This window comes from Micromonospora sp. NPDC023956 (assembly GCF_040639195.1).
Lineage (GTDB): Bacteria > Actinomycetota > Actinomycetes > Mycobacteriales > Micromonosporaceae > Micromonospora.
This window is the reverse complement of record NZ_JBEZZN010000001.1, coordinates 253,767-269,177: the sequence shown is the minus strand read 5'-3', so window position 1 is coordinate 269,177 and position 15,411 is coordinate 253,767. Positions and strand designations below refer to the sequence as shown.

Here is a 15,411-nt window from a genome sequence, read left to right as displayed (position 1 = left end):
TACGGAGTAACTGATGTCCACGTCTGCAGATAAGGTCGTCGAGGCGCTTCGGGCTTCGCTCAAGGAGACCAGCCGGCTCAAGCAGCTCAACCAGCAGCTGACCGCGGCGGCCCGGGAGCCGATCGCCATCGTGGCGATGTCCTGCCGCTACCCGGGCGGGGTGTCCAACCCGGACGAGCTGTGGGACCTGGTGGCCCGCAGCGGCGACGCGATCGGCGGCTTCCCCACCGACCGGGGCTGGGACCTGGACAACCTGTACGACCCGACCGGGGAGCGAGCTGGCCGCTCCAGCACCCAGCAGGGCGGGTTCCTGTACGACGCGGCCTCCTTCGACGCCGACTTCTTCGGCATCAGCCCCCGCGAGGCCCAGGCGATGGACCCGCAGCAGCGGCTGCTGCTGGAGACGTCGTGGGAGGCGTTCGAGGGCGCCGGCATCGCCCCGTCCGGGGTACGCGGGCAGAAGGTCGGCGTCTTCGTCGGCACCACCGCCAACGGGTACGGCGTCGGCGCGGACGGCGGTGCGGACGGCGCCGACGAGGGCTACCTGCTGACCGGGACCGTCAGCAGCGTCGTCTCCGGCCGGATCGCGTACGCGCTGGGGCTGGAGGGGCCGGCGGTCACCGTCGACACCGCCTGCTCGTCGTCGCTGGTCGCCCTGCACCTGGCCTGCCAGGCGCTGCGCGCCGGGGAGTTCGACCTGGCCCTGGCCGGCGGCGTGACCGTGATGGCCACCCCCAGCGCCTTCGTCGGCTTCTCCCGGCAGCGCGGCCTCTCCTCCGACGGGCGGTGCAAGGCGTTCGCCGCGTCCGCCGACGGCACCGGCTGGGCCGAGGGTGTCGGCCTGCTCCTCGTCGAACGGCTCTCCGACGCCCAGCGCAACGGCCACCGGATCCTCGCCGTGGTGCGCGGCTCCGCGATCAACCAGGACGGCGCGTCCAACGGGCTCACCGCCCCGAACGGCCCCGCCCAGCAGCGGGTCATCCGGCAGGCGCTGAGCAACGCCCGGATCACGCCCGCCGACGTGGACGTCGTCGAGGCGCACGGCACCGGCACCACGCTCGGCGACCCGATCGAGGCGCAGGCGCTGCTCGCCACGTACGGGCAGGAGCGCGACGGGGGCGATCCGCTCTGGCTCGGCTCGATCAAGTCGAACGTCGGGCACAGCCAGTCGGCCGCCGGGGTCGCCGGAATCATCAAGATGGTGATGGCGATGCGGCACGGGCGGCTGCCGGCCACCCTGCACGTGGACGCCCCGTCGCCGCACATCGACTGGACGACCGGGGCGGTGTCGCTGCTCACCGAGGCCCGCGACTGGCCGGCGGTGGACCGTCCCCGGCGGGCCGCGGTGTCGTCGTTCGGCATCTCCGGCACCAACGCCCACGTCATCCTCGAGCAGGCCGCCCCGACCGCCGACCCGGAGCCGGAACCGGCACCGCCCGGCCTGCTCACCACGTCCACCACCGTGTGGACGCTCTCCGCCCGGTCCGCGCCGGCCCTGCGCGAGCAGGCCGCCCGGCTCGCCCGGTACGTCCGCTCCCGGGAGGGGCTCGACCCGGCGCGGGTGGCCTGGTCGCTGGTCGCCACCCGATCGGTCTTCGAACACCGGGCAGCCGTCGTCGGCGCGGACCCGGCACAGCTCCTCGCCGGCCTCGACGCCCTCGCCGAGGGCCGTCCCGCCGCCTCCGTGGTCACCGCCGTGGCCGGCGAGCCGGCCGAGGGCCCGGTCTGGGTGTTCCCCGGCTACGGCGGGCACCACCTGGGGATGGCGGCCAGCCTGGTCGGGACCTGCCCGGTCTTCGACGAGGCGCTCGCCGAGTGCCAGGCCGAGTTCGACCGCTGGTTCGACCTCGACATCGTCGGACACCTGACCGGTGACGACGACACCTGGCTGGGCCGCCACGAGATCGTCCAGCCGATCCTGTTCGCGCTCACCATCAGCCTGGCCCGGGTGTGGCGGGCCGCCGGGATGACCCCGCAGGCCGTCATCGGCCACTCGCAGAGCGAGGTCGTCGCCGCGCACGTCGCCGGCGTGCTGACCCTGGCCGACGCGGTGAAGCTGCTCGCGGTGCGGCTGCGGGCCATCGCCGACCTCGCCGAGCCCGGAACCATGGCCGCCCTCGACCTCTCCGCCGCCGACGCCACCCGACGGCTTCCCGACGGGGTCAGCATCGCCGTGGTCAACGGTCCCCGCGCGGTCACCGTCTCCGGGCCGCACGACCAGGTCGCCGACCTCGTCGCCGCCTGCGCCGCCGACGGGATCCGGGCCCGCGCCATCAACATCGACTACGCCTCGCACTGCCCGCTGGTGCACGCCGCCGCCGAGCGGATGCGCACCGAGCTGGCCGGGCTGACCCCGAGCGCCGGTCAGGTCCGGATCCTCTCCACCGTCACCGGCACCTGGATCGACGGCACCGAGCTGGACGCCGACTACTGGGCGGAGAACCTGCGCCGCACCGTGCTCTTCGACACCGCCGTGCGGACCGCCCTCGACGCCGGGTTCACCGACTTCGTCGAGGTGTCCGTACACCCGGTGCTGAGCATGCCGCTCACCACGATCCTCGACGACACCGGGCTTCCCGGGCAGGTCCTGGCCACCCTCCGCCGGGGCGAGGACGCGGCCGTACGGATGCTGACCAGCATCGCCGCCGCGCACGCCCACGGCCTGCCGGTGGACCACCGGCGGGTGCTCCCCGCCACCGGGATCCTCACCGACCTGCCCACCTACGCCTTCCAGCGGCAGCACTACTGGACCGAGCGGACCACCTCCGCCGGCACCGGCCCGGTCAGCCCGGACGTGGTCGACGTGGAGTTCTGGTCGGCGGTGGAACGCGCCGACGTGGCCGCGCTCGCCGCCCAGCTCGACGGCGACCCGGCCGACCTGGAGGTGCTCGCCCCGGCGCTGCCGGTCCTCTCCTCCTGGCGGAAGGCCCGGTTGCAGCGGGCGGTGCTGGACGGCTGGTCGTACCGGGTGGTGTGGAAGCCCATCGGCCAGAGCAACCCGACCACCGTCCCCGGTGACCTGCTCGTGGTCCTCCCGGCCGGCGACCCGACCCTCGACGGCTGGGTGGACGGTCTCGCCGCAGCCGACGGACCGGCGATCCGGCGGATCCACGTCGACCCGGCCGACGTCGACCGGCACGCGCTCGCCGAGGCGCTCGCCGCCCACCGGGACACCCCGCTGGCCGGGGTGGTCTCCCTGCTCGGCCGCACCGACGCGGAGCACCCGGGCCACCCGGGCATCCCCACCGGGCTGGTCGCCACCACCCGGCTCGTGCAGGCCCTCGCCGACGCCGACCTCCCCGCCCCGCTGTGGTGCCTCACCGTCGGCGGTGTCGGCACCGACCCGGCCGAACCGGTGGCCAGCGCCGCCCAGCACGCCCTCTGGGGCCTCGCCCGGGTGGTCGGCCTGGAACATCCGACCCGCTGGGGCGGCCTGGTCGACCTGCCCGCCGACCCCGACGTCACCACCTGGGCCGAGGTCGTCCGCATCCTGACCACCGACGACGACGAGGACCAGTTCGCCGTCCGTCCGTACGGCACCTTCGTCCGCCGGCTCGCCCGCACCGGCGCCCGCCCCGCCGGGCAGGTCACCCCGTGGCAGCCGCGCGGCACCGTCCTGGTCACCGGCGGCACCGGCGCGATCGGCGCCCAGGCCGCCCGCTGGCTCGCCGCCAACGGCGCGGAGCACCTCGTCCTCACCAGCCGGCGGGGCCTCGACGCGGCCGGCGCCCGGGAGCTGGCCGACGAGCTGACCGCCACCGGCGTACGGGTCACCGTGGCCGCCTGCGACATGGCCGACCGCGACCAGGTCGCCGCCCTGGTCGCCGGGCTGGACGAGATCGCCCCGCTGACCGCCGTGCTGCACGCCGCCGGCATCACCCGGCTCACCGCGCTGGTCGACACCGACCTCGACGTGTTCGACCACGTCATGGCCGGCAAGGTCGCCGGTGCCGCCTACCTCGACGAGTTCCTCGGCGACCGGCAGCTCGACGCCTTCGTCACCTTCGCCTCCATCTCCGGCGTCTGGGGCAGCGGCGGGCAGGGCGCGTACGCGGCCGCGAACGCGTACCTCGACGCGCTCGCCGAGCAGCGCCGCGCCCGGGGTCTCGCCGCCACCTCCATCTCCTGGGGGGCGTGGGCCGAGGGCGGCATGGCCACCACCGAGGAGGCACAGCGGCTGCTCAGCCGGCGCGGCCTCAACCCGATGCAGCCGGCCGCCGCGCTGCTCGCCCTGCGCCGCGCCGTCGAGCACGGCGAGACCTGCCTCGTCGTCGCCGACGTGGACTGGGCCACCTTCGCGCCCGCCTACGCCTCGGCCCGGCCGCGCCCGCTGCTCGACGACATCGCCGAGGCCCGCGAGGCGCTGACCGCCGGCCCGGCCGACGAGACCACCGACCACGCCGCCGCGCTGCGCGGACGGCTGGCCGACCTCACCCGCGCCGAACGGGACCGCCACCTCACCGACCTGGTCCGCGACCACGCCGCCGCCGTCCTCGGCCACGCCGGCACCGACGCGGTCAGCCCGAGGCGGGCGTTCAAGGAACTCGGGTTCGACTCGCTGACCGCGGTGGAGCTGCGCAACCAGATCACCGGCGCGACCGGTCTGGCCCTGCCCACCACGCTGATCTTCGACTACCCGAACCCGGCGGCCCTCGCCGGGCACCTGGCGTCCCTGCTGCGCCTCGACGACGCCGAGTCCGGCCCCGCCGGGACACCGGCCGGCCCGACCGGCCGGGACAGCGCCGACGAGCTGATCGCCATCGTCGGGATGAGCTGCCGCTACCCGGGCGGCGTCAGCGACCCCGACGGGCTGTGGGAACTCGTCGCCTCGGGACGCGACGGCATCACCGAGTTCCGCACCGACCGGCACTGGGACCTCGACCGGCTCCTCGCCGACGACCCCGAGGCCCCCGGCCGCTCGGCCACCCGGTACGGCGGGTTCATCGACCGGGCCACCGACTTCGACCCGGACTTCTTCGGCATCTCACCCCGCGAGGCCCTGGCCATGGACCCGCAGCAGCGCCTGCTGCTGGAGGCCACCTGGGAGGCGTTCGAGCAGGCCGGGGTCGCCCCCGACCGGCTGCACGGCACCCCCACCGGGGTGTTCGTCGGCGCGTCCCCCACCGGCTACGGCACCGGCGACGAAACGCCCGGCCTGGACGGCTACCGGCTCACCGGCGGCGCGCACAGCGTGATCTCCGGCCGGGTGGCGTACACCTTCGGTCTGGAGGGGCCGGCGGTCACCGTGGACACCGCCTGCTCCTCGTCGCTGGTCGCCCTGCACCTCGCCGTGCAGTCGTTGCGGCAGGGCGAGTGCGACCTCGCGGTCGCCGGCGGCGTGAACGTGATGGTCACCCCCGGGGCGTTCGTGGAGTTCACCCGGCAGGGCGGCCTCTCCGCCGACGGCCGGTGCCGGTCCTTCGCCGCCACCGCCGACGGCACCGGCTGGGGCGAGGGCGTCGGCGTGCTGCTGGTCGAGCGGCTCTCCGACGCGCAGCGCCACGGCCACCGCGTCCTCGCCGTGGTGCGCGGCAGCGCCGTCAACCAGGACGGCGCGTCGAACGGGCTGACCGCGCCGAACGGCCCCTCGCAGCAGCGCGTCATCCGGCAGGCGCTGGCCAACGCCGGACTCACCACCGCCGACGTCGACGCGGTGGAGGCGCACGGCACCGCGACCACCCTCGGCGACCCGATCGAGGCGCAGGCCCTGCTCGCCACGTACGGGCAGGACCGGCCGGGTGACCGGCCGCTCTGGCTGGGCTCGATCAAGTCGAACATCGGGCACACCCAGGCCGCCGCCGGGGTGGCCGGTGTGATCAAGATGGTGCAGGCGCTGCGGCACGGCGTGCTGCCCCGCACCCTGCACGTGGACGAGCCCACCCCGCACGTCGACTGGTCGGCGGGCGCGGTCGAACTGCTCACCGAGGCCCGCCCGTGGCCGGAGACCGGTCACCCACGGCGGGCGGCGGTCTCCTCGTTCGGCGTCAGCGGCACCAACGCGCACATCATCATCGAACAACCGCCGGCCGAGGTGGTGGAGGGCGAACTCGTCGAGCCCACCGCGCCGCCGCTGGTGCCCGTGCTGCTCTCCGCCCGGGGCGAGGGCGCGCTGACCCGGCAGGCCCGACACTGGGCCGACCGTCTCGGCACCGCAGACCTGCCCCGACTCGTCGACGTCGGCTGGACGTCGCTGGCCGCCCGTACCGCGCTGGAGCACCGCGCGCTGCTCTTCGCCGCCGACCACACCGACCTGACCACGGCACTGGCCGCCCTCGCCGCCGACGAACCCACCGACGCCGTGGTCACCGGCCGCGCCACCGACCGGGGCCCCGTCGCCCTGCTCTTCTCCGGTCAGGGTGCGCAGCGTGCCGGCATGGGTCGGGAGTTGTTCGAAGCCTTCCCGGTGTTCGCCGCCGCGTTGGACGAGGTGTGCGGACATCTGGATGCGTTGCTGCCGCAGCCCTTGAGGCCCATCCTGTTCGCCCCCGAGGGATCGCCGGAGGCGGCGCTGCTGGACCAGACCGTCTTCACCCAGGCGGGGTTGTTCGCGGTCGAGGTGGCGTTGTTCCGTCTGGTGGAGTCGTTCGGGGTGGTGCCGGACTTCGTGGGCGGGCACTCGGTCGGTGAGATCACGGCGGCGTACGTGGCCGGGGTGCTGTCCCTGGAGCACGCCTGTGCTCTCGTCGCCGCGCGGGGCCGGTTGATGCAGGCCCTGCCGGCCGGTGGCGGGATGCTGGCGGTGGCCGCCCCGGAGGCCGAGGTGGTGGAGACGCTCACCGGGCTGACCGACCGGCTCGGGATCGCCGCCGTCAACGGTCCGGAAGCTGTCGTCGTCTCCGGCGTCGTCGAGGCGCTGGACGAGGTGGAGCGCGTCTGGCGGGATCGGGGGGTGCGGACGCGTCGGTTGACGGTGAGTCATGCGTTCCACAGTCCGTTGATGGAGCCGATGCTGGATGAGTTCCGGGCGGTGTTGGCGGGGTTGACGTTCCGGGCTCCGTTGGTGCCGGTGGTGTCGAACCTGACCGGTGCGGTGGCGGAACCGCAGGAGTTGACCGGTGTCGAGTACTGGGTGCGGCACGTGCGGGAGGCGGTGCGGTTCGCCGACGGGATCACCGCGCTGCGCGCCGCCGGAGTCGACACCTTCGTCGAGATCGGGCCCGGCGCGGTGCTCACCGCCCTGGTCCGCGAAACCCTCACCGGGGACGCCCCCGGCGTCCTCGCCGTGCCCACCCAGCGCCGCGACCGCGCCGAGCCGCACGCCCTGCTGACCGGCCTGGCCGAACTGTTCACCGCCGGGGGCACGGTCGACTGGACGCCGCTCTTCGCCGGCACCGCCGCCACCCGGGTCGACCTGCCGACGTACGCCTTCGCGCAGGAACGCTACTGGCTGCGCCCCGCCGGCCGGTCCTCGGACGTCTCCGTCGCCGGCCTCGGCGCCGCCGGACATCCGCTGCTCGCCGCCGCCATCCGGCTGGCCGGCGAGGACGCCGCCGTGCTCACCGGTCGGCTCTCCGTCGCCGCCCAGCCCTGGCTGGCCGACCATGTGGTGGCCGGCGCGGTGGTCGTCCCCGGCACGGCACTGGTCGAGCTGGTGCTGCGGGCCGGCGACGAGTTCGGGCCCTGCCGGGTGGGTGAGCTGACCATCGCCGCCCCGCTCGTCCTCCCCGCCCAGGGCGCGGTCCGCGTCCAGGTCCGGGTCGGCCCGAGCGACCACACCGGTTGGCGTGCCGTCACCATCCACTCCCAGCCCGACAACGACCCGGACGGCGACTGGGTGCGACACGCCGAGGGTGTGCTCACCCCCGTCGACCCCACCGACGACGCCGGCTTCGGCACCTGGCCGCCGGCCGGAGCTGTCGAGGTGGACCTCGACGGCTGGTACCCGGCCCTCGCCGGCCACGGCATGACCTACGGGCCGCTGTTCCAGGGTCTGCGGCGGGCCTGGACGGCCGGCGACGACACGGTCTACGCCGACGTCGCCCTCCCCGCCACCCCCGACGGCAGCACCGGTTTCGGCGTGCACCCCGCCCTGCTCGACACCGCCCTGCACCCGACCGCCCTGCTGCCCGGCGACGGGACCAGCGGCCCGAAGGCACCCTTCGCGTTCACCGGAGTCCAGGTGCACGCCGTCGGCGCGGACACCCTGCGGGTCCGGCTCACCCGGGTCGGTGGCGGCGTGCGGCTGCTCGCCGTCGACGACACCGATCGTCCCGTCGTGACCGTCGACTCCGTCGTCCTGCGCGAGATGACCAGCGTCGACCCGTCGGCGGCCAGCCTCGCCGCCCGGTCGCTGTTCCAGGTCGCCTGGCAGGCCGAGCCGATCGACCCCGTCGAGGCACCCGGGGCCGTCCTGCTGGGCGCGTCCACCCCGGCGCTGTCCGGCATTCCCGCGTACCCGGGAGTCGCCGAACTGGTCGCTGCCGGTGACGTACCCCCGCTGCTCCTGCTGCCCGTGCCCGCCGCGCCGACCGGCCTGCCGGCGGCGGACCTGCCGGCCGTGGTCCGGGCCACGACCGCCGACGTGCTCGGCGTGGTGCAGGCCTGGCTGGCTGCCGACGACCTCGCCGACACCCGACTCGCGGTGGTCACCCGGGGTGCGGTGCGGGCCGTCGACGCCGACCCGGCCGACGAGCTGGCCGGCGCGGCCGTCTGGGGCCTGGTGCGCTCCGCGCAGTCCGAGCACCCCGGCCGGATCATCCTGGCCGACCTCGACCGGGACCTCGACGCGCCGGCCGTCGCGCTGCTCGCCGCCGCCGACCCGGCCGTGGCGCAGCTCGCGGTCCGCGGCGACGCGACCCTCACCCCCCGTCTGGTACGCGCCGACGCCCCACCCACGGACATCCCGCGTCTGCGCGGCGGCACCGTCCTGGTCACCGGCGGCACCGGCGCGCTCGGCGCGCTGCTCGCCCGGCACCTCGTCACCGAACGGGGCGTGGACTCCCTCGCCCTGGTCAGCCGACGCGGCCCCGACGCGCCCGGCGCGGCGGAACTGACCGCCGAGCTGACCGCCCTCGGCGCAAACGTCCAGGTGTTCGCCGGCGACCTCACCGACCGGGACGCCGTACACGCCCTCGTCGGGCAGGTCACCGAGGCCGGACGCCTCGCGGGTGTGGTGCACACCGCCGGCGTCCTCGACGACGCCGTCGTCACCGGCATCGACCCCGACCGGCTCGCCCGGGTGCTCGCCCCCAAGGTCGACGCCGGCTGGTGGCTGCACGAGGCCACCGCCGACCTGGACCTCGACCTGTTCGTGACGTTCTCCTCCATCGCCGGGGTCCTCGGTTCACCCGGCCAGGGCGCGTACGCGGCAGCCAACAGCTTCCTCGACGCCCTCGCCGGTCACCGGCGGGAACACGGCCTGCCCGCGCACTCCCTCGCCTGGGGCATGTGGGACACCGACGGCATGGCGGCCACCCTCAGCGCCACCGACCGTTCCCGGGTCACCCGCGCCGGCCTCGGCCTGATCACCGGCCCCGTCGGCGTCGCGCTCTTCGACGCGGCCGTCGCCAGCGACGTCCCCGCGCTCGTCCCCGCCGTCGTCGACCTGCCGGCCCTGCGCGCGGCGGCCACCGCCACCGGCGTACCACCGATGCTGCGTGCGCTCGTCGGCACGGTGACCACCCGTCGCCAGGCCGGCGGCGGTGCGACCGGCGGCTGGGCGCAGCGCCTCGCCACACTCGCTCCGGACGAGGCGCGTGCCGAGGTCGACGTGTTGGTGCGTGGTCTGGTGGCGCAGGTGTTGGGGCACGGTGGTGTGGAGTCGGTGCCGGCGGATCGGGCGTTCCGTGAGTTGGGGTTCGACTCGTTGACGGCGGTGGATCTGCGGAATCGGGTGAACGCGGCGACGGGTCTGCGGTTGGGGTCGACGTTGGTGTTCGACTATCCGACGCCGGCGGCTCTGGCGGGGTACGTGTACGAGCAGCTCACCGGTGTGGTGGGTGCCCGTGCGGAGGTGGTCGCCGCTGCTGCTGCCGACGAGCCGATCGCCATCGTGGGTATGGCGTGCCGTTACCCGGGTGGAGTGGAGAACCCGGACCAGTTGTGGGAGCTGTTGTCCTCCGGTGGGGAGGGCATCGGCGAGTTCCCGACCGACCGGGGCTGGGACCTGGAGTCCCTGTTCGACCCGGACCCCGACCACCCCGGCACCTCGTACTCCCGGCACGGGGGTTTCCTCACCGGGGCGGCCGAGTTCGATCCGGCGTTCTTCGGGATCTCGCCGCGTGAGGCGGTGGCGATGGATCCGCAGCAGCGGTTGCTGCTGGAGGCGTCGTGGGAGACGTTCGAGTCCGCCGGTCTGGATCCGTCCCGGCTGCGCGGCAGCCGTACCGGCGTCTTCGCCGGTCTGATGTACCACGACTACGCCTCGCAGGTGCAGGAACTGCCCGAGGGGCTGGAAGGCTACATCGGCACCGGCAACTCCGGGAGCGTGGTCTCCGGCCGGGTGGCGTACACGTTCGGTCTGGAGGGCCCGGCGGTCACGGTGGACACGGCGTGTTCGTCGTCGCTGGTCGCCCTGCACCTGGCGGTACAGGCGTTGCGGTCGGGGGAGTGCGATCTCGCGCTGGCCGGTGGTGTGACGGTGATGGCGACGCCGGGGACGTTCATCGAGTTCTCGCGGCAGCGGGGTTTGTCGACGGATGGTCGGTGCAGGTCGTTTGCGGCGTCGGCGGATGGGACGGGTTGGTCGGAGGGTGTGGGTGTGCTGCTGGTGCAGCGCCTCTCCGACGCGCGTCGGGAGGGTCGGCGGATCCTGGCGGTGGTGCGGGGCACCGCGGTCAACCAGGATGGTGCGTCGAACGGTCTGACGGCGCCGAATGGTCCGTCGCAGCAGCGGGTGATCCGGCAGGCCCTGGCGAACGCCCGGTTGACGACGGCGGATGTGGATGCGGTGGAGGCGCACGGTACGGGTACCACCCTGGGGGACCCGATCGAGGCGCAGGCGTTGCTGGCCACGTACGGGCAGGACCGGCCGGGGGACCGGCCGTTGCTGCTCGGCTCGATCAAGTCGAACATCGGGCACACCCAGGCCGCCGCCGGGGTGGCCGGCATCATCAAGATGGTGTTGGCGATGCGGCACGGTCTGGTGCCGCCGACGTTGCACGTGGACGAGCCGTCTCCGCACGTGGACTGGTCGGCTGGTGCGGTCACCCTGGCCACTGCGGCGACGCCGTGGCCGGCGGTGGACCGGCCCCGCCGGGCCGCCGTCTCCTCGTTCGGGGTCAGCGGCACCAATGCGCACGTGATCATCGAGCAACCGCCCGCCGAGAGCAGGACCACCCCGGCCGGGGACGCGCCCGTACCGGTTGTTCCGGTGCTGGTGTCGGCGCGGTCGGAGGCGGCTCTGGCAGGACAGGCGGACCGCTGGGCGCGCTGGCTGGCCGGCGACGAGGCGTTGCGTCCGGTGGACGTGGGTTGGTCGTCGGTGACCACCCGTCCGACGTTGGAGCACCGTGCCGTACTCGTGACGGCCGATCGGGACGAGTTGCTTGCCGGGCTGCGGGCATTGGCGGCGGGTGAGCCGTCGGGTGCGGTCGTCACCGGTACGGCTGCCGTTCGTGGTCAGGTGGCGTTGCTGTTCTCGGGTCAGGGTGCGCAGCGGGCCGGGATGGGTCGGGATCTGCACGCCGCGTTCCCGGTGTTCGCCGCTGCCCTGGACGAGGTGTGTGTCCAGCTGGATGCGTTGTTGCCGCAGCCGTTGAAGTCGGTGTTGTTTGCCGAGGCGGGTACGGCTGAGGCGGAGTTGTTGGATCAGACGGTGTTCACGCAGGCCGGGTTGTTTGCGGTCGAGGTGGCGTTGTTCCGTCTGGTGGAGTCGTTCGGGGTTGTTCCGGACTTCGTGGGTGGTCACTCCATTGGTGAGATCACGGCGGCGTACGTGGCCGGGGTGTTGTCGCTGGCGGACGCGTGTGCCCTCGTCGCGGCGCGTGGTCGGTTGATGCAGGCGTTGCCGGCCGGTGGCGGGATGCTGGCGGTGGCGGCGTCGGAGTCCGACGTCCTGGCCTCGATCGAGGGGTTGGCCGAGCGGGTCGGTGTCGCGGCGGTGAACGGCCCGTCGGCGGTGGTCGTGTCGGGTGCGGTCGACGCTCTGGACGAGGTGGAGGCGGCTTGGCGTGGTCGGGGTGTGCGGACGCGTCGGTTGACGGTGAGTCATGCGTTCCACAGTCCGTTGATGGAGCCGATGCTGGACGAGTTCCGGGCGGTGTTGGCGGGGTTGATGTTCCGGGCTCCGTTGGTGCCGGTGGTGTCGAACCTGACCGGTGCGGTGGCGGATCCGCAGGAGTTGACCGGTGTCGAGTACTGGGTGCGGCACGTGCGGGAGGCGGTGCGGTTCGCCGACGGGATCACCGCGCTGCGCGCCGCCGGAGTCGACACCTTCTTGGAGGTCGGTCCGCAGAGTGTGCTGACGGCGATGGCCGCCGACGTGCTGCCGGGCGAGGACGACGTCCTGGCGGTGGCGGTGCAGCGGCGGGACCGGTCCGAGGTTCCCGGTCTGCTGGCGGCACTCGGGCAACTGCACGTCCACGGTGTGGCGGTGACCTGGCCGCAGTGGTTCACCGGGACGAGCGTCCAGCGGGTGGACCTGCCCACGTACGCGTTCCAGCACCAGCGGTACTGGCTCGGCATCGGGCGGGCACGGGCGGGTGACGTCACCGGTGCCGGCCTCGGTATGGCCGGTCACCCGCTGCTCGGCGCGGCGGTGACCGTCGCCGGTGCGGACATGGTGGTGCTCACCGGCCGGCTCTCCGTCGCCACCCACCCGTGGCTCGCCGACCACACGGTCTCCGGGGTGGTGATCGTCCCCGGCACGGCCCTGGTGGAACTGGCCGTCCGGGCGGGCGACGAGGTGGGCCTCTCCCGGCTCCGGGAGCTGACCATCGCCGCCCCGCTCGTGCTCCCCGAGACCGGTGGGGTGCGGGTGCAGGTGCGGGTAGGCGCGGCAGACCCGACGGGCACCCGGATCGTCGCGGTGCACTCGCAGTCCGAGGGGGATCCTGACTGGGTCCGGCACGCGGACGGTGTGTTGGAGCCGGGGTCAGCTGACGAGCCGGTGGTCGGTGGGTGGCCGCCGGCCGGTGCGTCCGAGGTGGACGTGGCGGGCTGGTATGGGGCGCTGGCCGGGCACGGCCTGGTGTACGGGCCGGTCTTCCAGGGCCTGCGGCGGCTGTGGACCGGCGACGACGCGGTGTACGCCGAGGTCGCGCTCCCCGAAGACGCTGCCGGGGAGGCCGGACGGTTCGGGGTGCACCCGGCGCTGCTCGACGCGGCGCTGCACCCGACCGGCCTGCTGCTGGCCGGTGAGGAGCAGTCGGGGCCACGGGTGCCGTTCGCGTTCGAGGGTGTGCAGGTGCACGCCTCGGGGGCGGGAGTGCTGCGGGTGCGGCTGTCCCGGTCCGGGTCCGGAGTGCGCCTGGTCGCCTGTGATGAGGCGGGCGCCCCGGTGGTGTCGGTCGACCACCTCGTCCTGCGTGAGCTGAGCGGTGTCGTGGCGCCCGGCGCGGCGACGCGCTCGCTCTTCGAACTCGCGTGGCAGGCCGACGACGCCGGCGCCACCACCGGGGACACGTCCGGCTGGGCACTGCTGGCCGCCGGGGAGTCGCCGGCCGGACTGCCGGATCTGCCGGCGTACCCGGACGTCGCGGCGCTGGTCGCGTCGGTCGAGGCCAGCCCGGCAGCGACCCCCCGGACACTGCTGCTGCCCCTGTTCGGCACCGACGAGGACACCGGCGTACCCGCCTCGGTGCGGGCGGTGACGTCCGAGGTGCTGGCGGTGGTGCAGGCGTGGTTGGCGGCCGGGGTGTTGGTGGATTCCAAGCTGGTCGTGGTGACCCGGGGTGCGGTGTCGGTGCGGTCGGGTGATCGGGTGGTCGATCTGTCGGGTGCGGCGGTGTGGGGTCTGCTGCGGTCGGCGCAGTCGGAGCATCCGGGCCGGATCGTGCTGGCTGACGTCGACGGTGACCTGGACGTCGATGCGCTGGGTGCTCTCGCTGCGGCGGCCGGTGACCCGGTGGGTGGTCAGGTCGCTCTGCGGTCGGGTGCGGTGTTTGTTCCCCGGCTGGTGCGGGCCTCCGTGTCGCCGACGGCTGAGATGACCATTGGCGAGGGCACCGTTCTGGTGACCGGTGGTACGGGTGCGTTGGGTGCTCTGGTGGCGGAGCATCTGGTGGCGGCGTACGGGGTGCGGTCGTTGGTGTTGGTGTCCCGGCAGGGGGCGGCTGCGCCGGGGGCGGATGCCCTGGTGGAGCGGTTGTCGGGTCTGGGTGCGTCGGTGCGGGCGGCGGCGTGTGACGTGACCGACCGGGAGGCGGTACGTGACCTGGTCGGTCAGCTCACCGACGACGGTCGGCTGGCGGGTGTGGTGCACACGGCGGGTGTGCTTGATGACGGGGTGGTTGAGGGGCTTTCTGTTGGTCGGTTGGCTGGGGTGTTGGCGCCGAAGGTGGATGCGGGGTGGTATTTGCATGAGGTGACGGCAGGTCTGGGTCTGGATCTGTTCGTGTTGTTCTCGTCGGTTGCGGGGGTGTTGGGGTCGCCGGGTCAGGCGGCGTATGCGGCGGGTAACGCGTTCCTGGATGGTCTTGCGGTGTTCCGGCGTGAGTTGGGGTTGCCGGCGGTGTCGTTGGCGTGGGGCATGTGGGACACGGCCGGAATGGCCGCCTCGATCGCCGACGCGGACCGGGCTCGCTCGGCGCGGGCCGGCATCACCCCGATGAGCGCGGACACCGGTCTGGAACTGTTCGACGCGGCCCTCGGCGTGGCGCGACCGACGCTGGTGCCCGCCGTACTCGACGTACCGGCGATGCGGAACGCCCTCGGCGTGGGTGGCCCGGTGCCGGCCGTACTGCGGACCCTCGTTGGGCCGACCGTCACCCGCCGGCAGGCCGGACAGGGCGGCGACTGGGCCAACCAACTGGCGAGCCTGGCTCCCGACGAGGCCCGCGCCCGGATCGACGCGCTGGTACGCGGTCTGGTCGCTCAGGTGCTCGGGCACGCCGGCGCGGAGTCGGTCCCCACCGACCGGGCGTTCCGCGAACTGGGCTTCGACTCGCTGACGGCGGTGGACCTGCGGAACCGGCTCAATGCGGCGACCGGCCTGCGCCTCGCGTCCACGTTGGTCTTCGACTACCCGACCCCGGCAGTGCTCGCCGACCACCTGTGGTCCGAGCTGGCCGGTGTACGGCAGACCGCGGCGGACCGGACGGTCAGCACGGTTGCCGGCGTCGACGAGCCGATCGTGATCGTGGGTATGGCGTGCCGTTACCCGGGTGGGGTGGACAGCCCGGACCAGTTGTGGGAGCTGTTGTCCACCGGTGGGGAGGGCATCGGCGAGTTCCCGACCGACCGGGGCTGGGACCTGGGCTCCCTGTTCGACCCGGACCCGGACCGCAGCGGCACGTCGTACACCCGGCACGG

At 74.1% G+C, this 15,411-nt stretch carries 1 protein-coding gene (cut by a window edge); it reads left to right on the top strand.

The annotated features are described in order from the left end of the window. The first annotated feature begins 13 nt into the window (after positions 1-13). Positions 14-15,411: the 5' portion of a type I polyketide synthase gene (locus AB0F58_RS00580; protein ID WP_357135858.1), read on the top strand. It continues 14,443 nt past the right edge of the window; the window shows 15,398 of its 29,841 coding nt (coding positions 1-15,398); the start codon lies at positions 14-16; its stop codon lies beyond the right edge, outside the window.